Below are 25,508 nucleotides of genomic sequence, written 5' to 3' on the forward strand. Positions count from 1 at the left end.
GATGATGACCGCCGGTATCCGCGACGACCGGCGCGGCGGCGGCCCATGCCGCCGAAGGCGGGCCGGTGGATGATGTGGCAAATACATCCAATTTTTGATTGCGTTGCGCAGTTGATTATGAGACTGCGAATCATTTTCAATATTGTAATTCAGGCGTGCCCGAGTATGTTGCGGGTCAACCGTCGTATACCGCGTTCGCACACCAATCCCGCTGCGGATGTGTGGAATGGCATGGGGCTGATGCCGACCAGCGTTTGCCGGGTGTCATCAATGATGAAGAGCGACGCTTGATCCGGCCGGCCTATGAACCGCTTTCCGTCGGATGGCGGGCAGGGGGGATCGAGGGTGGCAAGCTCGACCGTCTTGCCCATATCGGGCGCGCCTGGACCGATATGCGGACGCTGAGCCGGCGCGACATACTCGACGCCGTTCAATGAAAAGGGACGACAAGGGCCGGTATGGACATGCCGGCCACCGGATCTGTGGGGGATTCAGTCGCCTGTAACGCGATTAATTCTGAATCGCATTTAAATTGTGCAACCGATGCCGTGTGCCTATGGGGGGCGTTAAGATGACGTGGAGTGTGAAGGGGCGTATGCAACCATCGGAAGCCGGTTCCGTGTGGGGCGGGCTGAAGGGCGGCGCATCGCATGCCGTGCTGCTGTGGGCGATTGCGCTGACCGGACCGGTCGCGCTGGCCGGCGATGCCGCGGCCCAGACCGCAGGGGCGACGGCGGCACCGTCCAAGGCGGGCACCGCCCAGGCCGACGGCGAGGCGCCGGTGGTCCTCGACACCCTGATGGTCGGCGGTACGCCGCAGGCCCGCTACGACAGCCGTCAGACAGACGTCGGCGGCCGGTTGAGCAGCGACATCACCGAGATCCCCCGCACGATCGACGTGGTTCCCGAGCAGTTGCTGCAGGACCAGCATGCCCGGGAAATGGAGGAGGTCTACCGCTACTTCCCCAACGTCGTGAACAATGACGGCTATGGCGGCACGCGCGAGGACTACATCATCCGCGGCTTCCGCCGCCGCGACGACGTCTACCGCAACGGCGTCCGCCTGAAGAGCAACAGCCGCATCGATCCCAGCACCATCGAGAGCATCCAGATCATCAAGGGGCCGGTGTCCGACATCGGCCAGATGACGCCGGGCGGGCTGGTGAACATCACCACCAAGAAGCCGGGCTGGAAAGCGCGCAACCATCTGGAGGTCAATGTCGACTCCCATGGCGAGCGGCAGACCATGTTCGACAGCACCGGCCCGCTGTCGGAGAATTTCGCCTACCGCATCGTCGGCAGCGCCGAATCCAGCAACAGCTTCCGCGACGACACCCTGGTCCAGCGCCAGTTCTTCGCCCCGACCATGAGCTGGGTCGGGTCGAGCGGCGCCAGCGTGACGGTGGGATACGAGTTCAGCAAGGACAAGCGGCCGCTCGACCGCGGCTTCATCACCTACCCGGCCGGCGGCAGCCTGCGCAGCGTCGCCGACGTCTCGCGCTCGACCCGCTACGACGCCAACTTTACCAAGCGCGATTCGACCTACCATCAGGCCGAGGCCGACATCTCGATCCCGCTGCATTCCGACAAATGGACGTTGGAAGGCAAGCTGTTCTACAACCACGAGCGCACCGACGAAATCCACACCGAGGTGCGCAGCATCCGATCGAACGGACTGCTGGTCCGCCGGGTCGAGGGCAACGACGACCGCAACCTCGACACCGTCTTCGGCCGGCTGCAGACCAAGGGTGAGTTCGAGGCGCTGCTGCCGGTCAAGCTCGCGACCGGCATCGAGTACCGCACCCAGAAGGAAAGCTGGATCAACTATGTCGGCGCCGACCAGGTCGGCGGGACCGTGTCCAACCCGGCGAGCTGGCAGCTGACCGACAACAGCGCCCGGCCGACCGCGAGGACGGCGCGCCGGGTCGAGCAGACCGACTTCGGCCCCTTCATCCAGGCCGACATCAGCCTGCTGCCGACGGTGACCCTGACGCTGGGCGCCCGCTACGAGCTTTCCAAGGGCAGCGCCCGCGTCGAGAACCTGCTGGGCCGCGGCACCACGGTCGGCTCCTACCCGGTCGACCGCAACCTGACCAAGACCGCGGGCGTGATGTGGAAGGCGTTCGAGGAGGTTTCCTTCTTCGCCAACTATGCCGACACCTTCCAGCCACACAATTTCTACAATGGCGACACCCAGGTCTTCCCGGCCGAGAAGGGACGCCAGTACGAGGTCGGCTCCAAGATCAACCTGATGGGCGAGCGGCTGTTCATGACCGCATCGCTGTTCGACATCAAGCAGAGCAACGTGGTCGAATCGGTCAACGGCGTCGCCGTGCTGACCGGCGGGCAGAAATCCCGCGGCGCCGAGCTGTCGGTGGTCGGCAACCCGGCGGAGGGCTGGAACATCCGCGCCGCCGTCGGCTATGTCGATGCCGAGCTGGAGAGCGCCGACCGCAGCATCGACGGCAACCGTCCGACCAACGTGCCGACCCACAATGCCAGCCTGTGGTCGAGCTACGAGGTCAAGGATCCGTCGAGCCCGCTGGTCGGCCTCGGCTTCGGTGCCGGCGCGACCCTGGTCGGCAACCGCTACGGCGATGCCCAGCACACGTTCGAGCTGGGCAGCTACACGCTGATCGATGCCGGCGCCTGGTACTACATCCCGGTCGGCGAGAAGAAGATCCGCCTGGATCTCGGCGTCAAGAACCTGACCGACAAGTCGTACCTGACCGCGTCGGGCGGCACCTACCGCGTGTCGGTCGGCGCGCCGCGGACCGTCTATGGCGGCATCAGCCTTGATTTCTAGGCGGCATCCGCTCGACCGGCGCGACCGCCGGCGGCTGTGGGGCGTCTTCTGGGCGCTCCAGGCCGTCCTGCTCGCCCTGGCGGTGGCCAGCCTGGGCGGCGAGGCCGGCCTGCTGCTGGCGGTGATGGAGACGGGGCTGACCGGCAGCCTGCTGACCGCCCATCTGCGCGAACCACCCAGGCCGGAGCGGCGGCGATGACCAGGCAGGCCTTCCGCGTGTTCCTGATCTCGCTCGCCAGCCTGTTGGCCGGGCTGCCGCTGTCGCTGGCGGCGGTTTCCGGCCTGTGCGCGCTGGCCGGCGTGGGCGGGGTCGACCGAGTCCACATCGTGATGGTGGCCGGGCCGGTGGTCTGGACCTGCCTCTGGTTCGCCATGCTCTGGGTTGCCGGTCCGCGGCCGGTCCGGCCAGGAAACGGCCAGTCGGGAAATGGGCAGCCGGGAAATCGCCAGACGGGAAACAGCCTTTAGGGACGGTTCATGCCAAGCCAGTCGACCTCCGCCCGCCTGCTGTCGATCCACCGCCTGATCAGCCTGGTGTTCTGCCTGCTGATCTCCTGGTCGCTGTGGACCGGGCTGCTGGCCTTCTACGCCGACTTCGTGCGCCCCTGGATGATGCCCGGTCTGGCGGAGGCCGCCGGGCGGCCGCTCCCGACCGCCGTCGAGGCGCTGCGGGCGGTGGCGTCGCGCCATGCGGTCGGTCTTGACTGGACGATGATGGCGCCGACGCCGCTGCGGGATTTCTTCATCTTCTCGGGCCGCTTCGGCGAGGGGGCGCCCCTGACGAACCTGATCGTCAACCCGGCGGTCGACGTCATGGCGCAGTGGAACAGCGTGCTGACGGATTCCCTGTTCCGCCGCATCCACACCGACCTGCTGCTGCCCAAGCCCTACGGGCGCTTCCTGATGGGGCTGGCCGGCATCCTGATCGTCCTGCTGGTCGGCACCGGCCTGTTCATCCATGGCAAGGTGATCGTCGAGGCCTGGAGCTGGCGCCGCCGGTCCCGTCTGATCGACCTCAGCGACGCGCACAAGCGGTTCGGCTTCTGGCTGATCCCCTATCTGTTCCTGATGGGGCTGAGCGGCGGGATCCTCGGGCTGAAGGTGGCGAGTCAGCCGCTCGACGCGGTGCTCCAGGCGGGTGGAAGCCCGAAGGCCGCCCGCGCCCTGTTGAGCGACGATGGCGACGAGGCCATGGTTCCCGGCCGCAGCGTGACCGCCGTTGTGCCGGACAGCCTGTCGCTTTGTCTCGACCGTTTCGCCGGGCGCTTCCCCGACAGCCGCATCGGACGCCTGCAGCGTCAGGGCGACCGGCTGATGGTCGAGGGCATTCCCCGCGGCCGGCTCACCTGGGCCGGGGAGGGTGCCGGCAGCCTGCGCGCCTATTGCAGCCTCGCCGACGCCACCATCGCTACGGTGCGCGACTCCCGCGACGGTGGCCAGGGCGGCGGCTGGGGTGGCGTGGTGGAAAGCGCGTTGCGGCCCTTGCACTATGCCCGCTTCGGCGGTGCCGGCACCGTGCTGGTCTATTGCCTGCTCGGCGTGCTCTGTCTGTGGATCGTGGATTCCGGCATGAAGCTGCTGTGGCTGCGGAGTGCGAAGGATGAAAGGCGTCCGCAGGACCGGCTCACCCTGTCCCGTCGGCTGTTCTACGCCAACAACGCGCTGTATCTGCTTGTGCCGCTTCTGCTGCTTGCCGACAACCTGATGACCGGAGCGACCCATGGCGGCGTGGTGCTCGCCGCGTCTGGGGCCGCCGTCCTGTTCTATCTGCTGCCCTGGCTGGACCGCAGCCGGCCGGTGGTGGAGCGGGTGGCGCTGCTCGTTCTCGCCCTTGCCTATGCCGGGCTGCCGCTGCTGCGGCTGGCGCTGCATCCGGCGGCTCCCTGGTTGGGGGTGACGGCGGTGATGGTGGTGGATGCAACCGCTCTGCTGACGGCCGGCTGGCTGACCGCCGTGGCCCTCTCGCGGCAGCGGCAGGAACGCGCCGTTTCACGGGAGGAAGCGGCATGACGCCTCCGCCCCTGATACCACGCCCCTGATACCACGCCGATGACGCAGCGTGCCCGATCGCCGACCAGCCGCCTCGCCGTCGTCGAACCGATCGCCGCGACCGCCATCAGGACCGGCCCCAAGGTCGCTGTCACCCTTCGGCCCGCCGGTAGCCCCACACCGAGGCCGGCGGCAGGTTGCGCAGGGTGAAGCCCAGCCGCTCGCCGCGCAGCCCCAGCGCCGTCCGGTCGAGCGGCGAGTGCGGCATGAAGCTATAGAGCAGGAAACGCCCGCCCGGCCGCAGGATGCGGAAGGTGGCGTCCAGCACCTCGCGCTGGAAGGCGAGCGGAAAGGTGATCATCGGGATGCCGATGACGACGGTGCCGACCTTGCCGCACAGTGCCTCGCCCAGCAGCTCGGGCGCCTTGCGGCAATCGTCGGCGATGACGGCGACGCCGGGGCAGCGCCGGCGCAGATGGCCGGCAAGGTCGCGGTCGATCTCGAAGCTGTAGAGCCGGCCGGCCGGGATGCCGGACTCCAGGATGGCGGCGGTGATCGGGCCGGTGCCGCCGCCGAACTCCACCACCGCCTCGTCAGCCTCGCAGCGGATCTCGCGGGTGATGCGGCGGCGCAGCGGGCGGGAGGACGGCGCGACCGACCCCATCGCCCACGGGTCGGCCAGCCAGCGGCGGAAGAACAGCCAGGATTCGGCGAACGGGGCGGGCGCGGTTCCGGTCTGGGTCTTGGTCTGGATCTCGGTCAAGGCAGCCTCCCTGCGGGTCGGGACGGCTCGCCGGCCGTCCTACAGCAAGGTTGCTGCCAGAAGTTGATGACCTGCGTATGACAGGCTGCTGGCGACCAGCGTCAGGAACACCAGCGCCGCCGCGGTCAGCCCCAGCCCGACGCCGATGGCGCCGCCGTCGCGCTCGATCAGTCCCAGCGAGATCAGCACCAGGGCGAAGCCCGGCAGCCAGCCGGTCAGCGGCAGCGGGACGATGCAGGTCAGCGTCAGGATGAACAGCAGCAGCCCGAACCAGCGTTCCTCGTCGATGCGGGCCAGCCGGTGGACGCGCGGCTTCAGCATCCGCTCGATCCACACCAGCCGCGGCATGGCGGTATCCAGCGTGCGCGCCGCCATGCGGCTGCCGATCGACCGGCGCATCAGCCAGTCGGGCAGTCCTGCCCCGCGCCGGCCGAAGGCGAGCTGGGCGGTGTAGAGCATGATCGGCAGGTCGAACAGGCAGGACACGCCGAGCGGAACCGGGGCGATGGTCGGCAGAGACAGCGCCAGCAGGATGGTGCCGAGCGACCGGTCGCCCAGCGCCTGGATCAGGTCGCCCAGCGTGACCCGCCCGGCCGGCAGGTTGGCGCGGAACCGCGCCAGCACGTCGGAGGTGCGCTCCTCCTCCACCGCCTCGCAGGGGACGGGAAGGGCGATGACGCTCTCCAGCGTCTCGCCGCCGCTGTCGTCCAGATGCCGGCGGGCGTTCAAACGCCGGCCTCCGCGGCGGCGCTCTCGTAGGCTTCGAGCGCCTCCAGCCAGGTTTCCTCCGCGGTTGCCAGCTTCTTCTCCACCGTGCCGAGTTCGATCTGCAGCTTGGTCAGCGTCTCGGCCGGGCCGGTGTAGAGCGCCGGATCGGACATCTTCGTCTCGATCTTGCGCTTCTCCCCGCTCAGCCTGGTCACCAGCGCCTCGGCGTCGGTCGCCTTGCGCTTCAGCGGGGCGAGCGCGGTGCGCGCCTCCGCCGCGGCGCGGCGCTGGTCCTTCTTGTTGGGGCCGGCATCGCGCTCGGCGGTGCCGCCGCCGGCCGCGCTCTTCGCCGCCGCCCGATCCGCCTTGGCGCGGTCGAGCAGGTAGCGCCGGTAATCCTCCAGGTCGCCGTCATAGGCCTGTACCGTGCCGTCGGCGACCAGCAGCAGCCGGTCCACCGTCATCTCGATCAGGTGCGGGTCGTGGCTGATGATGATCACCGCGCCGGGGAAATCGTTGATCGCCTCGATCAACGCCTCGCGGCTGTCGATGTCCAGATGGTTGGTCGGCTCGTCCAGCATCAGGATGTGCGGGACTTCCCGGCTCATCAGCGCCAGCAGCAGACGCGCCTTCTCGCCGCCCGACAGGTTGGCGATCTTGGTTTCCGCCTTGGCCTGCGGGAAGCCGAAGCGGCCGAGATGGGCGCGCACCTTCTCCTCCAGCGCCAGCGGCATGATGCGCTGGGTCTGCTGGATCGGCGTCAGCGACAGGTCCAGCTCCTCCGACTGGTGCTGGGCGAAATAGCCGATGCGCAGCTTGGACGGGCGGTGCATCTCGCCGGCCATCGGGGCCAGCCGGTTGGCCAGCAGCTTGACCAGCGTCGACTTGCCGTTGCCGTTGGCGCCCAGCAGGCCGATGCGGTCCTCCATGTCGATGCGCAGGTTCACCCGCCGCAGGATCACCTTGTCGCCATAGCCGATGCTGACCCCCTCCAGCGCGATCAGCGGCGGCGCCAGCTCGTCGGGCGGGGGGAAGTTGAAGACGACCTCGGGATCGTCCTCCATCAGCGTGACCGACACCATCCGCTCCAGCAGCTTCAGGCGGCTCTGGGCCTGCCGGGCCTTGCTGGCCTTGAAGCGGAAGCGGTCGACGTAGGACATCATGTGCTTGCGCCGCGCCTCCTGCTTGGCGGCCATCGAGGCGAGCCGTTCCTGGTTGGCGCGGCGCTGGGTCAGGAACTGGTCGTAGTTGCCGCTGTAGGTGACGAGCTTGCCCTGGTCGATGTGGATCGTGGTGGTCGGCACCGCGTTCAGCAGCTCGCGGTCGTGGCTGACCAGCAGGATGGTGTGCGGGTAGTTCTTCAGATAGCCTTCCAGCCAGATGGTGGCTTCCAGATCCAGGTGGTTGGTCGGCTCGTCGAGCAGCAGCAGGTCGGGGCGGGAGAACAGCACGCCGGCCAGCGCCACGCGCATCCGCCAGCCGCCGGAGAAGTCCGAGCAGGGCCGGGTCTGCGCCTCGGCATCGAAGCCCAGGCCGGACAGCACCTGCGCCGCGCGCGACGGGGCGGAATGCGCCTCGATGTCGGCGAGGCGGGCATGGATCTCGCCGATGCGCATCGGGTCGGTCGCCGTCTCGGCCTCGGCCAGCAGGGCGGTGCGCTCGGTATCGGCGGCCAGCACGGCGTCGATCAGCGTGGTCGGGCCGCTGGGGGCCTCCTGCGCCACCATGCCCATGCGCATGCCGGCCGGCAGCGTGACGGCGCCGGCATCGGTCTGGAGCTGGCCCGAGATCAGCTTCAGCAGGGTCGATTTGCCGGTGCCGTTGCGCCCGACCAGCGCCACCCGGTGCCCCTTGGACACGACGGCCGTCGCATGGTCGAACAACACTCGGCCGCCGAAGCGGAAGGTCAGGTCATTGATGTGCAGCATAGCGGCGAGGATGTAGCACGCGGGCGTGCCGATTTGAAGCGGGGCGGGGGCGATGACACGCGATTGACCCATGTCCGGCCCGCCTCCTTGACATCCCCGCGCCCGGACACGGCCCGGACACGCCCGTTGCCCGCGGCGCGGGCCGGCCCGCCGCCGCCCTCTCAACGAACGCCTTGCCGCGCCGCGAATGCGCCTCTATAAAGCCGCCCATCCGGCGCCCCGGTCTTCCGGCGGCGCCTCAGCGTTTTTCAATCGGCGAAAAGCCTCAATCCCGCAGGAGTCACCAGCATGGCCGTCGAACGGACCCTCTCGATCATCAAGCCCGATGCCACCCGCCGCAACCTGACCGGCAAGATCAACGCCAAGTTCGAGGACGGCGGCCTGCGGATCGTCGCCCAGAAGCGCGTCCAGCTGTCGAAGGCCCAGGCCGAGCAGTTCTACGGCGTCCATCGCGAGCGTCCGTTCTTCGGCGACCTGGTTTCCTTCATGATCTCCGGCCCGGTGGTCCTGCAGGTCCTGGAAGGCGAGAACGCCATCGCCCGCAACCGCGAGATCATGGGCGCCACCAACCCGGCCAACGCCGCCGAGGGCACCATCCGCAAGGAGTTCGCCGAGTCGATCGAGGCCAACTCGGTCCATGGTTCGGACGCCGCCGAGACCGCCGCGCAGGAGATCGCCTTCTTCTTCGCCGGCACCGAGCTGGTGGGCTGATCCCCCAAGGTCCGGCATCGCGCCGGACCTGCCGAAAGGGCCGCTTCCCCCGGGAGGCGGCCTTTTTTGCGTTTTGCCTCCGGCTCTGGCACTATCGCCCGCCATGGACCCTTCGCCCCGCGACCGCCGGGGCCGCCTTTCGACAGGAGTTGCCCGCGATGGAATCCCAATCCGCAAAGCCGATCATCGCGGCGCTGCTGCAACCGCTGCCGGTGCTGACCCAGCCGCAGGCGCGCAACGACCTCGGCGACGAATCGGTCGTGCGGCTGCTGGTCCATCAGTTCGTCGAGCTCAGCCTGGAGGCCTTCAACGAGGCATTGCAGGGCCGGCTCGACCAGGACGAGGCGGTGGACGGCATCAACCGGCAGGCCATCGCGCTGAACGCCGTCTTCCTCGGCACCAGCGGCTTCGACACCGTGATCGCCCATCCCTGGAACAGCCCCGAGCAGCTCGGCGCCTTCCTGAAGGACGTGGTGGCGCTGGACTATCCGGAGGACGATTGCGTCCGCGCCATGCTGATCCAGCTGGCGACCCAGGTGATGCACGCCCTGCGCCTGCCCGACGAGGACCGCCACGAGGAGATCGAGGCGCTGACCCTCGACGCCGCCGACCTGCTGTTGGGCCGCGCGCCGGAAGACGACGGTGAGTTCGACATCGACATCGGCGGCTGAGCGCTGTCGCCGTTCGGCCGGTATCACTGTCCAACCATCGGAGAACTTGCGTGGCTGGCAAGTCCAGTGCCGCACTGCGGAAAATGGTTGCAGAAAATCGGTCGAATAGGGGTAGGGAGTGTTAGCGTCGAAACTTGCTGTTAACGCCTGACCTTCTAAGACGGAGTCGGTTCGACGGAACTTCGTCGGATCATTGCCCTTCCGGCCGGATGGAGGTCCCGTGGACGTTGCAGACGCCAACGAGCCTGTCCGCACTGCGGGTTCCGGCGGGGCCGTGCACCGGCGGCGCCTGCCCCCCCATCTTTCCGCCTCGTTTCCCGGTCTGCTGGGCGGCCTGACCGCCATCGGCCTGCTGCTCGCGCTCTCCGCCACCGGGCAAGCCGGCTGGCCGGTCGCAGGGTCCCTGGCCGCGGCCGGCGGGCTGTCCCTGTGGGGCGCGAGGCGCGCCGCCACCGCTGCCGACGCCACTGCCGCCACTGCCGCCACTGCCGCCACTGCCGCCGCCAGCGCCGCCGCGGCGCTGGCCCGGTCGGACGCCGCCCTGCGTCAGGCCCGGGACGAGCTGGCGCTGATGCGCGCCCGCGCCCGCGACTTCACCGCCGCGTCTCCCGGGTGGTTCTGGGAAACCGGCCCGGACCATCGTTACCTCTACCTGTCCGACCGGCTGACGGCGATGCTCGGCTGCGATCCGCGCACGGTGTTCGGCTTGTCGCTGTTCGACCTGGGCACGCTGGTCGACGATGCGGCGACCTGGGCCGAATATCGTGCCGATATCGAGGCCGGCCGGCCCTTCCATGAGCTCGAGGTCAGTTTCGAGGGGGTGGATGGCCGCGATCTGGTGCTGCGGCTCAGCGCGGTGCCGGTCCACGGGGCCGACGGGCGGTTCCGCGGCTATCGCGGCTGCGGCGTCGACGCCACCGCCGAGACGCTGGCCCTGGTGGAGGCGCGCTTCATGCAGGCGGTGGTGCATGACGCCATCGACAGCGTGTCCGAGGGCTTCGTCCTGTTCAGCGCCGACGGCCGGCTGCTGATCTGCAACGAGCAGTATCGCCGCGCCTATCCGACCATCGCCGACATGCTGACCCCCGGCCGCAGCTTTTCCGAGATCCTGCGCGCGGCGGCCGAACGCGGCGGCTTCGAGGGCGAGGGCGACATCGGTGCCTGGGTCGAACAGCGGCTGACCCGCCATCTCCAGCATTCCGCCCCGGTCGACGGCCGGCTGTCCGACGGCCGCTGGTACCGCATCAGCGAGCATGCCACCGGCACCGGCGGCGTGGTGAAGATCCTGATGGACATCACCGAGCTGAAGACGCGGGAGGAGGAACTGGCCGGCCAGACCGCCCGGCTGAAGCAGACCGTCACCGCCCTGCAGGAAAGCGAGCTGCGCTACCGGCAGTTGGTGGAGCTGGCGCCCTACGGCATCGTCATCTGGGACCGCGCCGCCATCCGTTTCGCCAACGGCGCCGCCGCCGCGATTCTCGGCATCGCCGCCGACGCGCTGGAAGGGCTGCCGCTGGCCGGCTTCCTGGAGGAGGGCGGCGCGCTGGAGGCGACGCTTGCCGCCGGCATCGACGACAGGGTTGCCGACGGTGCCGCGGCGGACAGCGGACGGCGGCTGGAATGCACCGCGCTGCGCCCGTCCGGCGAGCGCCGCCGGCTGGAGGTCGGCGCCACCCCCGCCCTGTATCGTGGCGAGCCGGCCGTGCTGCTGGTGCTGAACGACATCACCGACCGCCGCCGGGTCGAGGGCGAGTTGCAGCGGGCCCAGAAGATGGAGGCGGTCGGGCGGATGGCGGGCGGCATTGCCCATGAATTCAACAACATGCTGACCGCCATCGGCGGATTCGCCCGTCTGGCGGAACGCAACCCGGCCGATCCCGTCCGCGTGCTGACCTGCGTGCAGGAGATCGCCAAGGCGTCGGAACGGGCCGCGGCGCTGACCGGGCAGCTGCTCGACTTCTCGCACCGCCGCGTCGCGGACGAGCGCGAGCTGGTGGCGGTCGCCCCGCTGGTGCGCGACCTGCGCGTGTTCCTGAAGCCGCTGCTCAGCGCCGGGATCGACGTGGCGATCCTGGCCGGCGACGAGACCGCCCATGCGCTGGTCAACCCGGTGACCCTGAGCCAGGCGCTGCTGAACCTGGCGCTGAACGGCCGCGACGCCATGCCGGACGGCGGTACCCTGACCATTTCGCTGGCGGTTGAGCGGCCCGACGCCGCCTTCTTCGCCCGCCATCGCGACCTGACGCCCGGCCGCTATGTGGCGATCCGGGTGAGCGACCAGGGCGGCGGGGTGCCGGCGGCGATCCGCGACCGCATCTGGGAGCCCTTCTTCACCACCAAGGAGCCGGGCAAGGGCACCGGGCTTGGGCTGTGGATGGTCTACGGCACCGCCCAGCAGGCCGGCGGCGCGGTCGAGCTTGAAGGGGAGGAGGGCCGCGGCGCCACCTTCGCGGTGTACCTGCCCGCCGCCGATCCCCCGGCGGCGCCGGCGGCGTCCCCGGGGCGCGACCTGCTCCAGGTCGCCGAGGGCGAGGGGGCGGCGATCCTGCTGGTCGACGACGAGGACTCGGTGCGCCGCTACCTGCGCCTTGCCCTGGAGGAGGCCGGCTGCACCGTGACCGAGGCCGCCGACGGGCTGGAGGCGCTGGAGCGTTACGACGGGGCCGGCGGCCTGTTCGACGCGGTGGTCAGCGACGTCTCGATGCCGCGGATGAACGGGCCGGAGCTTGCCCGCGCGCTGGAGGGGCGCAACCCGCTGCTGCCCATCCTGTTCCTGACCGGCTACGCCTCCAAGGAGACGGCGGCCGGGCTGACGGCGCAGGCCGGCCGGCAGATCGTGATGAAGCCGGTTGCGCCGGAACGGCTGCTCCAGGCGTTGCGCGACCTTCTGGCCGTGTGAGCCGGAAATGGACGCCGACCGCCAGCAGGCCGCGGCCACCGAAGCCGCGGCGGAGCTTCCCGCCACCCCTCCCGTCAGCCCGGGGGCCAATCCCGGGGCCAATCCCGGTCTGGACATGGGTGACGGCGGCATTCCCGCCGGCTGCCGCGAGCCTGCCGACTTCTACGCCCCGGTCGGGCGCGACAGCGTCGGCCGCCTCTGCCGCCGCTTCCTCGACGAGAATGCCCTGACGGCGACGGAGCTGCTGCACCATCCGCGCCACCAGACCGCGCTGTCCAACACCGCGACCTTCGTGGCCATCCTGACCCAGGCCGAACGGGCGATGGACCGCAAGGGCGCATTGACGCCGCTGGTCAACGAGGTCGCCCGCCTGACCCGGGAACGGGTGAAGGAGCACCCGCCGCCGGAATTCCTGCCCGACTCCTATGTCGGCACCGCTGCGGAGCTGCTGTCCAATGGCGGCTTCCTCGGCCGCTTCCTGCTCGATGCCGCGGTGACGCAGCACATCGCCATCGGCCGCAACTTCGCCGAAAAGGCCGAAGCGCTGCTGACGCTGGCGGACGCGACCGAGCATCCCGACGCGCTGGCGCCGCTCGAACGGCTGCTGGGCGAGATCCTGGCGAGCGACGCCGGCACCGCCTCCTGCGCGCGGGACGCACCCTTCGTCACGCTGATCGACCTGATCGTGACGCCGATCGCCGCCGACCGGCCGATGCCGGAGGATGCGCCGCCTGTCTTCCGGCGGCTGGACGCGCTGATGCGGCGGGTGCCGATGCCGGGCCTGCGCGAGGCGCTGGCCGCCGCCTTCCGCCGCGAGATGGCCAAGCCCGCCTGTTTCACCATCTCCAGTGCCGGCGACATGTACGGGATCGAGGCGGTCCAGCGCGAGATCCTGGCGCTGAGCGACCTGTCCGCCCGCCTGCGCGACCGCGACGGCAACTATGCCGGCGGCGCCCGGACAGAGGCCGCGCTCCAGCGCCGCACCGCCCTGCTGGTCAACGAGGACACCGTCCCCGAGATCACCCGCGGCCGCAACTTCGTGCAGAAGCTGCGCATCCTGTTCGTGATGCAGAAGATGCCGCTGTCACCCACCGCGGCGAAGGCGGTGACCGTCTATCTGCGGAGCTTCTTCGACAGCCGCGACTTCGCCGGCCGCCTCATCGATTGCTGGAAGGAGCGCAACGAGAAGCTGAAGGGGCTGGCCGAGGTGCAGCGGATGGTGCTGGCCAGCGCCTTTCCCGAGGAGGAGCGGGATTGTCTGGCCGGCCAGATGGACGATATCCAGAACGCCTTCCTGCGCACCCAGCGCGTGCTCGCCCCGCTGATCCAGGCGAAGGACGACCCGCCGACCGACGCCGTGCTCGATCTGGTGCGGCTGGCGGGGGAGGGGGGCGTGTGCACCGGCAAGAGCCGGCTGGCGGTGGCGCGCGTGCTCTACCGCCATTGCCACCGGCCGCGCTTCATCCGCCATGTTCTGCTGAACGCGCCCGGCCCGAAGGAGCGGGCGGCGCGGACGGGCTGGCTGCGCCAGTCGCTGGCCATGGTCGGCGTGCCCTTCATCGACCTTGCCGCCCTGCGGGTGCTGGTGGTCGACGACGAGGAGGGACCGCGCGCCCTGGTCGTCTCCGTCCTGCGCGACCTCGGGATCGGGCAGGTCGACACCGCCGCCGACGGGCAGGAGGCGCTTGAGCGTTTCCGGACGGACGCCGTTGGCTACGGCCTGATCATCTGCGACTGGATGATGCCGCGGCTGAACGGGCTCGACCTGTTGAAGCGCGTGCGCGAGACGAACAGCGACCTGCCGTTCCTGATGGTCACGGCGCTCGCCACCATGGAGGCGGTGAAGAAGGCGCTGGCCCACCATGTCAGCGGCTACATCGCCAAGCCCTTCACGCCCGACCAGCTGGAGGAGAAGATCTTCCTGGTCCTGGTGCAGAAGGGCATCGGCGACTGAGGGGGCGACTGAAGCGCGGCTGAGGGGGCGATCGGGTGGCGCCCGCTCAGCGGAACAGGCCGGGCACGATCTGCACGATGAAGCCGGAGGCCGACACGATCAGCACGGCGTCATGGCCGGCGCGGACCCAGCGATGGCCGGGCGGGGGGCGGCGCAGATGGTGGGCGGCGGGCTTGGCGATGACGTGGCGCTGCGCGCGCCATTCCCTCGGCAGGCGCTGGCCGGCATGCCAGCCGCGGCCCTCCGGCGGGCCCGGACGGAAGTCGGGCCGATGGACGGGGTGAGGGGCGGGCCGGGGAGCGGGATTGTGGGCATTCGGACCATGGCTGTCCCGGTTGCGGTCGTCCCGATCATGGGTCCGGTCCTGATGCTGTGCCTGATAGGGGCTGCCACGGTCGTCCGGCCCGGGCTGCCACCCCTGGGCCAGCGCGGGGGTGCCGGTCGCCGCTGTCAGGGCGATCATCGCGGCGGCCACGGCAAGCAGGGTCTTCTTCATGGACTGACATCCTCATCGGTCTGGTGCCGGCCGGCGGTGCCGGGGGCATCCCATGGCGACAGGATGGCGCGCGACCATTGCCGGCTTGTGTCCGCCCGCCGGTCATTCGGTAACAGACTGTATCCGCAGCCGCTCCCACTGCCGCCACTCCCGTCGCCGGCAGAGTCGCGGGGACGGAGAGCGGCTTGGGGACGGAATGCCGGCCCGCCTGTTGTCGTCGGAAGACCTTACCGAAGGAGCAGTGCGATGGCGGACCAGAAGCCCGGCGACGGCCATATCCTGTCCAACGAACCCGACCGCGACATCGCCGACCCGCTGGAGGCGGCCAAGCAGGTGGTCGAGACCGGCAAGCCGATCACCCCCGACACCGAATCGGCCAAGCACATCGACCGTCCTGCCGAGAAAGGGCCGGCCGAGAAGGGCAAGGCGGGGAAGAAGGGCTGAGCAGGGCTCCGCCGCATCCTTTCCTCTCCGGGGAAAGGATGCGGCGGCTTGGCGCGGATCACGGCGGCGCGGGCCGGAGCGTCTAGCGCAGTTCCAGGCCGGCCTGTCTGAAGGCGCGGGCCAGCGCGTCGACGATGGCCGGATCGACCTCGCCGGTTCCGTAATCGAGGTTCATCACGGCGTACCACGGCACACCGGCCTTGTTCGCCAGCATCCGTGTCGACCAGCCAAGGCGCAGCCGTGCCTCTTGGCACTGCGTCCCGGTCATGATGCGTCGACTCCACACGTCAGCGTTCGCTTTCGATCCCCGGACGGCGGGCGGTCACGATGACCAGACCCATCACAGTTCCGATGACCTCGATAACTTTGCAAGAAAATAGCGGTCTTGTCATGTGTCTGTTTGCTGCAAAGTGAGACGCGCTGCTTTGCCGGATTGTCATGAAGCGCGACTTGCCGGCATTTTCAGCAAATCGCACAGGATTGCCCGGCGCATCCATTCGTCCTCCGCAGGATCATTGGGAGGACGGAGGAGTCTGCGCGTGGGCAAGGCTCTCCGCCGGCCCGGCTGGCCGGATTCTCCCGCCGAAAGCGCTTTCGCGCTCCAAGCCGCCGCCGCAGATTGCGGTCAGGCGAACGCCTTGGCGAGCAGGACCAGATTGCGGTTGCCCTCGCGCCGGTAGATGGCGCGGTCCATCGTCTTCTTGACCAGGAAGACGCCGAGCCCGCCGACCCGGCGGTCCTCGACGTCGCTGGTCAGGTCGGGCGGCGGCGCCTCGTCGAAGGGATCGAAGGCGGCGGCGTCGTCCTCGACCTCCGCCCGCATCTCGACCGCGTCCGACTCGAGCCGCACCCGGATCTCGTGGGGTCCGCTGTCGCCATAGCCGTAGGATACGGTGTTGGTGATCAACTCGTCGAAGCAGAGGTTGAACTTGAAGCCGAGACCGGGCGGCAGGTCGTAGCGCTCGATGAACTCGTCCACCGCGGCGGCAAGCCGTTCCAGTTCGGACAGCTCGTTGCGCAGGACCAGTTCCAGGCGGTTCGTCACGGTATCGTCCATCCGTTCCCCCATGCGCCGCCATCCTTCGATCGGTTGAGCCAGTGTCCCGTCACGCCGTCACGCCCGCCACGGCCCAGCGGCGCAAGGCCGTCAGGGCGATCCGCTCGACCTCGCTCCAGCCGAGTCCGCTTGCCATGTCGGCCAGCGCCACCAGCCGGGCGCGGGCGCCGGTGTCGGACACCGGGGCGTTGCCGAGGTCGGCCGTCAGCCCGGCGACCAGCCCGTAGAGCATGGTCGACAGGCTGTGCATCATCGGCGCGCAGTCCGGCGCGGTCAGCCGCGTGGCGAACAGATAGAGCTGGCCGACGCCGCGCAGGCGGGCGGCGAAGCTGTCCGCACTGGCGACCGTGTTTCCCCCGGCCATGTTTCCCCCGGTCATGTTCGCTTGGGCGACCTCGCCGCGCAACTCCTCCACCGACAGGCTGGCGAAACGGCCTGCGGCGGCGATGAACTCGGCCACTGCGTCCTGCGGCAGCCCGCCGGTGGCCTGCCCGCCGGTCTCGAACAGGCGCTGGGCCATCACGATCAGCTCCTCGATGTTGGCGAGGATGATGGCGACGCCGAAGCGGGCCAGCCCGTCGTTGCCGTCGGTGCAGGCGCGCAGGATCTGCGTCACCTTGCGGATGACCTGGACGGCGAACATCAGCATGGCGCTGCGGCTCTGCGCCAGCTCGGCCTCGGCCCCCAGCTCCTCCAGCGCATGCTGGAGCAGCTCCAGCCGCAGGAAGTCGAGCGACAGCATCTGGATGTCCGGGTTGTCGCCGTCCATCAGCACCCGGTTCAACTCGCCGGAATAGAGGAAGAAGCGGCCGGACAGGTCGAAGGCGATGCGCGCCGCCGACATCCGGGCGCGGTCGGCCGCCGGCGTGCCGGCCACCGCGCGGTTCAGCGCCGCGAACAGCCGGACCAGAGGCATCCAGTCGCGCCGCTGGCTCGCCGGGGCGGCGCGCGGCGCGGGGGCGGCGGCCACGATCAGTTCGGTCAGGGGCTCGATCCCGGCGCCGAGCAGCAGCGACTGCCAACGCTGCAACTCGCCGGTCGAGGTCGCCTGTTCGCCGCCGGCCTGCCAGTCGGCCAGCATGCCCAGCAGCTCGTCCAGCCTGCGCGCGTCGATCGGCTGGCCGGGGATGGCACGCAGCGCCGTCTCCAGCGCCGCCATCAGGGCGTTGCGGTCGAGCGGCGGGGCGATGTCCGGCGGCTCGGTGCCGAACAGGGTGAGCTCGGCGCTGGGGGCGGGCGCCTGCATGGTGCCGGCGACGGCCAGCGCACGGCGCAGCGCGTCGGCGAATTCCCCGGCGCTGGCGAAACGGTCGCCCGGCGCCTTGGCCAGCGCCTTCAGGATCAGGCCGTCGAAGGGCGGCGGCAGGTCCGGGTTGGCATGGGACGGCGGCGGCGGCTCGACGAACAGGATCTGCTGCATCACCGTGGCGACCGAGCCGGAGAAGGGCCGCCGCTGCGCCAGCAGGTAGTAGAGCACCACGCCGGCGGAGAACAGGTCGCTGCGCGGGTCGGCCTTCTCGCCGCGCAGAACCTCCGGCGCCATGTAGGCGGGGGTTCCCAGCAGGTCGCCGGCCTGGGTCAGGTCGGACGACGAGATCTGCGCGATGCCGAAATCGGCCAGCTTCGGCGTCAGGTCGTCCTCGACCACGATGTTGGCCGGCTTGATGTCGCGGTGGATGACGTTGCGGGCATGGGCGAAGGCCAGCGCGTCCAGCACCGCCGCCATCAGGGTGCCGCCCTGCTGGATCGACAGCGGCCGGTCGGCCTCCAGATACTGCTTCAGCTCCCGCCCGCGGATCAGCTCCATGGCGAGGTAGGGGGCGCCGCCCTGGGCCGCGTCCAGCGTGCCGTAGTCATGCACCCGCACGATGTTCGGGTGGTCGAGCTTCAGGCCGATCTGCGCCTCGCGCGCGAAGCGGGTCAGCACGGCGTTGCGTTCCGCCGCGGCCAGCAGCTCGCCGCGCAGCAGCTTCAGCGCCACCGGCCGGCCGTCGCGCCCGTCGGTGGCGCGGTACACCACGCTCATGGCGCCCTGGCCCAGCACGCCCTCGATCCGGTAGGGGCCGATGGGGCCGGGGAGTGTCGCGGCTACAGCGCCGTCGGGCATCGGAAACTCTCCAGCAGGTTCTTGCCGAACGGGTTGTTCACGCTGTCGGCACGCAGGGCGAAGACCGCCTTGCGCGTTCCCACCGTCACCGACAGGGTGAAGCGGTCGGGCTGCGGCGTGGACTCCAGCCTGCCGTCGGCGAGGAAATGGAACAGGGCCCAGGGGCCTTGGCGCGAAATCCCGGCCGGCTCGCCCGGCAGCGGCGGGCCGAAGCCGAGCCGCACGCTGCTGGTGCCTTCCGCCCCCGGCCATTTCATCACCTGCGGCCGCGGCGGTCCATGCTGATAGATCAGCGTCTGGCCGTCGATGTCCAGCGCCACCTGCGTCGCCTTGGCGTCCAGCTCGACCGGGGTGATCTCGAACACCACCTTGGCGGCGGCGGCCCCGGCCGGGAACAGGCTGTCGCGGATGCGGGCCGCCCGCTCGAACTGGTCGAGCACGGCGGGCGGGATGCCCAGATCGACCTGATCCACCTTCTGCCAGGCCCAGGGGCTGACCGTCATGTCGACGAAGGGCCGCAGGTTGGTGTTGAAGAACTGGTCGATCATGCCGCCCGGCGCGAACAGCTTGGAGAAGTCGGCGGAGGTCACGTCGACCGGGCTGGTCGCCACCATCGGGAAGCGGTTGTCGAGCGCCGCCCGGCAGAAGGGCAGGACGGACGACTGCCACGCCTTGTTGATCTGCGCCCGCGCCCCGCCGGCGCTGACGGTCGCCGCGCTCTGCGCCACCGTCGCGACCATGCCGCCGATGGGATCGGGCAGGTCGCGGGCGAGGTTGCGCAGCTGCGCCGCCACAGCCCCCTTGTCGGCGCCGCCGGCCAGCCCGGCCAGCAGCGCGCCGTTCTGGTCGGGCGCGTTGGCGGCCCGGGCGATCTGCTGGTACAGCTCGCCCAGCAGCTTCAGCGACTCGTCCAGCTTGGGCGGCGCCCCGCCTTCGCCCTGCACGAGGTCGCGCAGCGCCTTGAAATGATCGTTGATCGGCTGGCCCGGCGGCGGGCCTGCGGGCTGGAGCGAGACGCCGGCCAGCCGCGCCAGATAGGCGGCGTTGGTGCCGGTGGACTCCACGGCCTTCTCCCCCGCCTGCGCCTGCTGGGCGATGCCGGCCAGCGGTCCCCCTGCGACCGGACCCTTCCCGTCGGCCGGCTTGTCGTTCGGGCCGGGGGCCAGCGTCGTCTCGCGCACCATGGCGGTCAGCCACAGCTTCAGCGGCGATTGCGGGCCGGACAGGGTGTTCAGCACGTCGGCGGCCTGGTTCAGGCTGCGCAGCGGCACCACCACCACGTCGCCCAGCAACTCGTCCCACTGGCGGGCGTAGCGGTCGAGATAGACGGCCAGGATGCCCTTCTCCAGCCGCTGGGCGCTGGCGACCGCCTGCGGCCCGCTGCTCGGCTGGCCCAGCACCCAATTCTCGTCGACCAGCGCCTTGGCGACCTTGGGCAGCGCCGGCAGCACCGCCTTGTGGAAACCGTCATAGCCGTAGAGGCCGGGAACACCCTCGGACAGCGGCTTGCCCGACGGGCGGATCAGCACGCGGCCGGCCAGCGGCCCGGCATGGTCGACCAGCCGCCAGTCGGCCAGGCCCTGGATCTCCGGCCGGTCGCGCAGGATGGCGAAGCCGCGTTCGGCCAGCGGGTAGCGGGTCAGGCTCTGCCGTGCCTCCTCGACCAGCCCCTCGTCCAGCGGCAGGGTGGACAGCGGAGCGCCGAGCATCGTGTCGAGATGGACGCGCAGGTCGCGCCGCACCCCGTCATAGGCCGGGCCGGGCAGCGAGGCCATCCAGTCCAGCGCCATCCACTCGGACACCAGCGCCTTGTCGAGCGGCCCCTTGCCGGCCAGCATCAGGTAGACCTTCAGCGCCTGGAACAGATATTCGGGCCGGCCGCGCTCGCGGCGCAGCTGCTCCTCCATCCGCAGGAAGATGCGTGGCAGCAGGACGGTGCGCAGCGCCCGGCCATAGACCGTCTCGCCCTGCCGGCCCAGCCGGTCGCCCTGGTAGAGCCCGCCGGTCATCTCCAGCGGCGGCTCCCCGGCCGTGCCGGCGGGGATGGCGCGCAGCGTGTTCAGCGGCGGGACGATGGTGATGAAGTCGGTGTCGTCGATCCTGGTCAGCGAACGCGGCGCGGTCGCCAGCGGCTCCAGCTCGGCCTGCGCCCTGGCGGCGGCGGCGTCGACCCCGGCGACCAGCGCCGCGTTGCCGGTGAAGCTGTTGGCCCAGAAGGCCGCGACGCCCAGCCCGGCCAGCAGCATCGCCAGCATGGCGGCGCCGCGCAGCAGCCGGCGGCGCCGTTCCAGCCCGCTGTCGGTGCCGACCAGCCCGGCCTCGGCGAACACCACCTCGCGCAGCGTGCGGTTCAGGAAGAAGCTGCGCCCGCCGCTGCCGGCCGGCAGCACCGGCCGCTCCAGCCCGAAGGATCCGGCGACCATCTCCGACAAACGGTCCACCGGGGCGCCGTCCTGGGTGCCGCTGGTCAGGTAGACGCCGCGCAGCAGCGGCCGCTCCTCGTAGCGGTTGGGCTCGAAGATGACGGTCAGCAGGTCGGCGATGGCGGGTTTCAGCCCGGCGATCTGGGCCGGGAACAGCGCGTCGAGCGAGCGGCGCTGGATGTCGGATTCGCCATGCACGCGGTCCAGCACCCGCCGGGCGATGCGCGCGGTCAGCGCATCGAACTCGGCGGCGAAGCGGTAGACCGGGGCGTCGTCGCCCGTCCGGCCGCCCTTCAAGAGACCGTCATCGAGCGGGAAGGTGACGCCCCAAACCTGCTCGCGCTCCTCCCGGCTCAGATCCTCGAAGAACTCGGCGAAGCCGGCGATCAGGTCGGCCTTGGTCAGCAGCACATAGACCGGCACCCGCGACCCGACCTGTCCGCGCAGCTCCTTCAGCCGCAGCTTCAGCTGTTCGGCGTGGCCCCTGCGCTCATGCTCGCTCCAGCCCGCGAGGTCGGCGAGGCTGACCGCCAGCAGGATGCCGTTGACCGGCTGGCGCGGTCGGTGGCGCTTCAGCAGGCCGATGAAGTTCTTCCACACCTTGCCGTCGATGGCCGGCTGGCTGTCCTGGGTGACGTAGCGGCCGGCCGTGTCGATCAGCACCGCCTCGTCGGTGAACCACCAGTCGCAGTTGCGGGTGCCGCCGACGTCGCGCAGCGCCGATCGCCCCATCTCAGCCGCCAGCGGGAAGCGCAGGCCGGAATTGGCCAGCGCCGTCGTCTTTCCGGCCCCCGGAGCGCCGATCAGCAGGTACCAGGGCAGCTGATAGAGGTAGCGCTGGCCCCATTTGCCGCCGAAGCGCGCCTGGCGCAGCTGGTCCAGCGCCTCGCGCAGGCGGCTGCGCAGCAGGTCGGTCTCCTGGCCGACCGCGTCGGCGTCGGGATCGCCCTTGGCGGCGGGCGTCGCCTTGGCGAGCGCCTGCACCATGCGGTCGTTGGCGCTGCGGTGGCGGTAGAGCGACCATTGCATCGCCAGCGCCCAGACCAGCAGGATGGCGAAGGCCACCGCCAGCCGGACCGTCGGGTCGGCCAGCGGAAAGGCGCCGGACACGGCGACCAGCGGCCCCAGGAACCAGACCAGCCCGCCGAGGCAGAGCGCGGCGACCAGCGTCAGGAACCAGCGGGAGATCAGGGCGGACAGGATCGTCTTCAGCATCGGTCAGGGCGCCAGCACGATGTCGACGCGCCGGTTGGCCTGGCGGCCCTCCGCCGTCGTGTTGGGGGCGATCGGGTCGGTGTCGCCGCGCCCTTCGGCGCTGAGCCGGCTGCCGCCGTCCTTCCCGGCGTCGGCGCCCAGCACCTCGGTCATCAGCCGCTGGACCGTGGCGGCCCGCGCCTCCGACAGCTCCTGGTTGGAGGGGTAGCGCAGCGAGCGGATGGCGACGCTGTCGGTGTTGCCGATCACGCTGATGCGGCCCGGCTCCCGGCGCATCGCCTCGGCGACATGTTTGAAAACCTCGACATAGCGCGGCTCGATCCGGTCGCTGCCGGACGCGAAGACGTTGAGCCGGGTGCGCACGGTGGCCCGTCCGTCGCTGCCGCCGCTGACCTCGACCAGTCCGGCCCGGATGTCGGCGGCCAGCGCCGCGGCGATGCGCTCGGCCAGGGTCTGTTTCGGCGGCGGAGTCGGCAGGGTGGCCGGCGGCTCGATCCGGGCGATCTGCACCGGCCGGTCGGGGATCAGCCCGGCCAGCCGGCGATGGGCGCCGTCGGACTGGTCGGCCAGCGCGAAGACGAACCAGGAATAGAGCGCGGCCAGCAGAACCGCGATCAGCAGGGCGGGCAGCCACAGCGGCACCGTGGCCGCCAGCGGGCGGAATCCGTCGGCTTGGCCGCGCCAATGGGGCGACAGGTCGCGCTCGGCCTCGCCGCGCTGCTTGCGGATGACCCGGTAGAGCCGGTCGCGCAGCTTCGCCAGCTCGCTGTAGCCACGCTGGGTGACCCGGTACTTGCCCTCGAACCCGAGCGAGAGGCACAGGTAGAACAGCTCCAGTTCCTGCAGATGGCGGTCGGGCGCCTCGGCCATCTGGTCGAGCAGGTCGAAGAAGCGCTCGCCGCCCCAGGTTTCCTTCTGGATGGTCGACACCAGGCTCTTGTGCGCCCACAGGCTCTGGCTGCCCCAGGGGGTCGCCAGCACCACGTCGTCGACGGTCGCGCACAGCGCGTAGCCGGCGTTGCGGATCTGGGTGGCGGCCAGGCCGGCGCGCACGGTCGCCGCCTCGAACCGCTGCATCTCGGCGATCACCCGCTCGCGCAGGGACTCCACGTCGCGATGCTGGCCCAGCTCGCGCACCCGCACCACCATCGCCAGGATCGGCGCGGCGGCGGTGACCAGTGGGTTGTCGCTGACCGCGGACAACGCCGCCAGCGTGCCGTCGTCGAGCGGCCGGTAGCCGGGGGCGACGGGGGCGAAGGGCGCCGACGCCGGGGCGGGTTGCTGTGCCGCGGGCTTCGGCTGGGCCTGCTGCCCGAAGGCGGCGGGAGGGAAGGCCGATTGGCCGAAGGCCGGCGGTGGGAAGGCGGACGGCGCGGCGGACACGCCGCTCTGCCCGAAGGCCGGCGGCACCAGCCCGGCCGAGCCGGTGGAGAAGGGCGGCGCGGACGGCGCGGCTCCACCAGCAGGGGCAGGGGCCGCCGGGCGCTGGAACGCCATCGGCTGCATCACCGTGGCGTCGATGTCGTCCGGCTCCTCGAACGGGTTCTTGTCGGGCGGCGGCCGGACGCTCATGACGCCCCCTTCACGATCAGGTTGTGCGTGGCCGCGGGCGGCTGGCCGGCCGCGTTCGGCGCGCTCTCCGACTTGGGGGGTTCGGTCTTCGGGGCTTCGGCCTTCGGTGCGGCGGCGTCGGCCTTCGGATCCGTCTTCGCCTCCTCTTCCGCCGTCCCGGCTTCCGCCCCGGCCTTGGCATCGTCGGCCTCGCCCTCGCCGCGGGGGGTGAGGGTGACGGTGCTGGCGGTGGCGGTCAGCAGGAAACGGTTCGCCTTGTTCGGCTGGATCGTCCCCAGGGCACGCCAGCCGGCTTCCTCATAGGCGCGGAAGGCCGCGGCGACGGCCAGGGTCTTCACTTCCGGCTTGGGCTGGACGGTCAAAGTCTGGCGGCTGTCCGGCGCCACCGCCAGCTCCTGCCGGTCGAGCAGGGTGGGGCCGAGCGTCGCCTTGTCCTGGTCGATGATCTGGAAGAAGTCGGCGTTGGTGAAGGCGTCGCTCGGGCCGAGCTGGTAGAGCCGCAGCATCACCGGCGACGGCCGGCCGTTGGGATCGGGGTTCAGCGCCTTCGCGCCGACGACGGTCAGCTGGATGGTGGTCGGCGGCGGCGGAGGCGGCGGCGCGGAGGAGCAGGCGGCCAGCGCCAGTGCTGCGGCGAGGGAACCGGCGGCCCACGTCGTCGACCGGACCCGGGGCGACCCCGTCCGGATCCGCGTGCAGCCGGCATTCCTGAACATCACCACACCTTTCCCCTTATACGAACGGGTATAGCAGGGCACGGACGGATGGTCATCCTTAACCAAAGGCGCCGCGGTGACAATTCCTCGACCGCCGGCTGGAGAGGTTGAACGCCGGGCGTCGGCAGGACAGACTCGGGTTCCGGGGATGGTCTGCAACGCCGTGGCGAATGGAATAAAGCGGGTTCGCGCACTGTTCATCGTTCCGGTCCCCACCGTTCCGCTTTCTGCCGTTCCGCTTTCTGGTCGACACTCGACGCCCGTTGGACAATTGACGAAGGTGCCTCCGCCATGCCCACGCTTTGGACCCGGATGAAAGCCGAACTGGGCGACAGCGACGCGCAGTTCCGTCTGGCCGAATCGCTGCGGCCGGTCGATGTCGCGGCGTCGGTGCCCTGGTACCGCCGCGCTGCGCGACAGGGCCATGTCGCCGCCCAGACCATGCTGGCCTTCCTGCTCGCCAACGGCATCGGCGTGCCGCCCGACCCGCGCCGCGCCGTCTCCTGGTACCGCCGCGCCGCCGCTCACGGCGATGTCGGCGCACAGAACAACCTGGGCTACATGCACGAACAGGGGGCGGGCGTCCCCTGCGACCCGGCCAAGGCGGCGCTGTGGTACCGGCTGGCCGCCCTCCAGCATTCGGCCGCCGCCCAGGTCAATCTCGCCCTGCTGCTGCTCGACGGCCGCGGGGTCGACCGCGACGACGTCGAGGCCGTGCATTGGCTGCGCCAGGCCGCGGCGCAGGGCCATCCGGCGGCGCAGGTCAGGCTGGGCCTCTGCCTGCGCGAGGGCGTCGGCACCGACCGCGACACCGACGAGGCCGCCCGCTGGCTCCAGGCCGCCGCGCTGCGCGGCGACCGCGAGGCGATGGCGGCGCTGGCCGCGCTCAACCGGGCCAGCCCAGACCTGGACGGACCCGACCTGGACGTCCTTAACCAAGGCGACGATGCCGCGGCGGAGGACGAGGAGGAGGCGTTCGACTGGCGGCATCAGGCTGAGCGGCGTCCCATGGAACGCGCCCACGCCGATTGGCTGCCGCCGGGCTGACG

21 protein-coding genes are annotated in these 25,508 nt (G+C 70.5%); 10 read left to right on the top strand and 11 right to left on the bottom strand.

What is annotated here, in order from left to right:
* Window positions 1-595: 595 nt before the first annotated feature.
* The 4 genes from ABMY26_RS19260 to ABMY26_RS19275 are packed head-to-tail and all read left to right on the top strand — an operon-like array spanning window position 596 to window position 4,816.
* Window positions 596-2,806 carry a TonB-dependent receptor gene (locus ABMY26_RS19260; RefSeq protein WP_372398783.1) on the top strand — a complete coding sequence of 737 codons (2,211 nt, stop codon included), beginning with the start codon at window positions 596-598 and terminating at the stop codon, window positions 2,804-2,806.
* Entirely contained in the window at window positions 2,796-3,005 is a 210-nt protein-coding gene (locus ABMY26_RS19265) for a hypothetical protein (RefSeq protein WP_372398784.1), read from the top strand. The genes ABMY26_RS19260 and ABMY26_RS19265 overlap by 11 nt, the downstream gene beginning before the upstream one ends.
* Window positions 3,002-3,274, top strand: coding sequence for a hypothetical protein (locus tag ABMY26_RS19270; protein WP_372398785.1), 273 nt, complete (start codon window positions 3,002-3,004; stop codon window positions 3,272-3,274). Before ABMY26_RS19265 ends, ABMY26_RS19270 begins: the two co-directional genes overlap by 4 nt.
* 9 nt (window positions 3,275-3,283) lie before the next feature.
* On the top strand, window positions 3,284-4,816 hold the full coding sequence (locus ABMY26_RS19275) for a PepSY-associated TM helix domain-containing protein (protein WP_372398786.1): 1,533 nt from the start codon (window positions 3,284-3,286) through the stop codon (window positions 4,814-4,816).
* 130 nt (window positions 4,817-4,946) lie between these two features.
* Here ABMY26_RS19275 and ABMY26_RS19280 read toward each other — a convergent pair whose 3' ends face one another.
* Genes ABMY26_RS19280 through ABMY26_RS19290 form a run of 3 tightly spaced genes read right to left on the bottom strand, consistent with a single transcriptional unit; the run spans window position 4,947 to window position 8,194 of the window.
* On the bottom strand, window positions 4,947-5,558 hold the full coding sequence (locus ABMY26_RS19280) for a class I SAM-dependent methyltransferase (protein ID WP_372398787.1): 612 nt from the start codon (window positions 5,556-5,558) through the stop codon (window positions 4,947-4,949).
* A 39-nt stretch (window positions 5,559-5,597) separates the two neighbouring features.
* Entirely contained in the window at window positions 5,598-6,287 is a 690-nt protein-coding gene (locus tag ABMY26_RS19285; RefSeq protein WP_372398788.1) for an exopolysaccharide biosynthesis protein, read from the bottom strand.
* Complete coding sequence (locus tag ABMY26_RS19290) at window positions 6,284-8,194, bottom strand: ABC-F family ATP-binding cassette domain-containing protein (protein WP_372399037.1); 1,911 nt, start codon at window positions 8,192-8,194, stop codon at window positions 6,284-6,286. The genes ABMY26_RS19285 and ABMY26_RS19290 overlap by 4 nt, the downstream gene beginning before the upstream one ends.
* Before the next feature lie 288 nt (window positions 8,195-8,482).
* Between ABMY26_RS19290 and ndk the strand changes: the two genes are divergently transcribed.
* The 4 genes from ndk (at window position 8,483) to ABMY26_RS19310 (ending at window position 14,429) form a co-directional block, all read left to right on the top strand.
* Window positions 8,483-8,905 carry a nucleoside-diphosphate kinase gene (gene ndk / locus ABMY26_RS19295; RefSeq protein ID WP_045580342.1) on the top strand — a complete coding sequence of 141 codons (423 nt, stop codon included), beginning with the start codon at window positions 8,483-8,485 and terminating at the stop codon, window positions 8,903-8,905.
* 158 nt (window positions 8,906-9,063) lie between these two features.
* A complete protein-coding gene (locus tag ABMY26_RS19300) occupies window positions 9,064-9,576 on the top strand; it encodes a hypothetical protein (RefSeq protein ID WP_372398789.1) in 513 nt (170 codons plus the stop codon).
* A 220-nt stretch (window positions 9,577-9,796) separates the two neighbouring features.
* Entirely contained in the window at window positions 9,797-12,475 is a 2,679-nt protein-coding gene (locus ABMY26_RS19305; protein ID WP_372398790.1) for a response regulator, read from the top strand.
* 7 nt (window positions 12,476-12,482) lie between these two features.
* Window positions 12,483-14,429, top strand: a complete 1,947-nt coding sequence (locus tag ABMY26_RS19310; RefSeq protein ID WP_372398791.1) for a response regulator — start codon at window positions 12,483-12,485, stop codon at window positions 14,427-14,429.
* A 46-nt stretch (window positions 14,430-14,475) separates the two neighbouring features.
* Here ABMY26_RS19310 and ABMY26_RS19315 read toward each other — a convergent pair whose 3' ends face one another.
* Window positions 14,476-14,925 carry an RcnB family protein gene (locus tag ABMY26_RS19315; RefSeq protein WP_372398792.1) on the bottom strand — a complete coding sequence of 150 codons (450 nt, stop codon included), beginning with the start codon at window positions 14,923-14,925 and terminating at the stop codon, window positions 14,476-14,478.
* A gap of 246 nt (window positions 14,926-15,171) precedes the next feature.
* On the opposite strand from ABMY26_RS19315, the gene ABMY26_RS19320 reads away from it, so the two are divergent.
* Window positions 15,172-15,369 (top strand): hypothetical protein, encoded by a 198-nt coding sequence (locus tag ABMY26_RS19320; protein WP_372398793.1) that lies wholly within the window; start codon window positions 15,172-15,174, stop codon window positions 15,367-15,369.
* A gap of 82 nt (window positions 15,370-15,451) precedes the next feature.
* Here ABMY26_RS19320 and ABMY26_RS19325 read toward each other — a convergent pair whose 3' ends face one another.
* From ABMY26_RS19325 to tssJ, 7 genes are all read right to left on the bottom strand, one after another.
* Window positions 15,452-15,637 carry a hypothetical protein gene (locus tag ABMY26_RS19325; RefSeq protein ID WP_144428193.1) on the bottom strand — a complete coding sequence of 62 codons (186 nt, stop codon included), beginning with the start codon at window positions 15,635-15,637 and terminating at the stop codon, window positions 15,452-15,454.
* A gap of 19 nt (window positions 15,638-15,656) precedes the next feature.
* A complete protein-coding gene (locus ABMY26_RS19330; protein ID WP_372398794.1) occupies window positions 15,657-15,866 on the bottom strand; it encodes a hypothetical protein in 210 nt (69 codons plus the stop codon).
* A 128-nt stretch (window positions 15,867-15,994) separates the two neighbouring features.
* The gene (locus ABMY26_RS19335; protein WP_372398795.1) at window positions 15,995-16,438 is read right to left on the bottom strand and encodes an ATP-binding protein; all 444 of its coding nucleotides are present in this window, start codon (window positions 16,436-16,438) and stop codon (window positions 15,995-15,997) included.
* A 37-nt stretch (window positions 16,439-16,475) separates the two neighbouring features.
* Window positions 16,476-18,533: a protein kinase gene (locus ABMY26_RS19340; RefSeq protein WP_372398796.1), complete on the bottom strand. Its 2,058-nt coding sequence runs from the start codon at window positions 18,531-18,533 to the stop codon at window positions 16,476-16,478.
* Window positions 18,515-22,171: a type VI secretion system membrane subunit TssM gene (gene tssM, locus ABMY26_RS19345; RefSeq protein ID WP_372398797.1), complete on the bottom strand. Its 3,657-nt coding sequence runs from the start codon at window positions 22,169-22,171 to the stop codon at window positions 18,515-18,517. The genes ABMY26_RS19340 and tssM overlap by 19 nt, the downstream gene beginning before the upstream one ends.
* 3 nt (window positions 22,172-22,174) lie before the next feature.
* Window positions 22,175-23,743 (bottom strand): type IVB secretion system protein IcmH/DotU, encoded by a 1,569-nt coding sequence (gene icmH, locus ABMY26_RS19350; RefSeq protein ID WP_372398799.1) that lies wholly within the window; start codon window positions 23,741-23,743, stop codon window positions 22,175-22,177.
* The gene (gene tssJ / locus ABMY26_RS19355) at window positions 23,740-24,459 is read right to left on the bottom strand and encodes a type VI secretion system lipoprotein TssJ (RefSeq protein ID WP_372398800.1); all 720 of its coding nucleotides are present in this window, start codon (window positions 24,457-24,459) and stop codon (window positions 23,740-23,742) included. The genes icmH and tssJ overlap by 4 nt, the downstream gene beginning before the upstream one ends.
* 291 nt (window positions 24,460-24,750) lie before the next feature.
* Here tssJ and ABMY26_RS19360 point away from each other — a divergent pair, with 291 nt between their 5' ends.
* Window positions 24,751-25,506, top strand: coding sequence for a tetratricopeptide repeat protein (locus ABMY26_RS19360; RefSeq protein ID WP_372398801.1), 756 nt, complete (start codon window positions 24,751-24,753; stop codon window positions 25,504-25,506).
* Window positions 25,507-25,508: the final 2 nt, after the last annotated feature.

Source organism: Azospirillum sp. HJ39 (genome assembly GCF_041507355.1).
In the GTDB taxonomy this organism is placed as follows: domain Bacteria; phylum Pseudomonadota; class Alphaproteobacteria; order Azospirillales; family Azospirillaceae; genus Azospirillum; species Azospirillum thiophilum.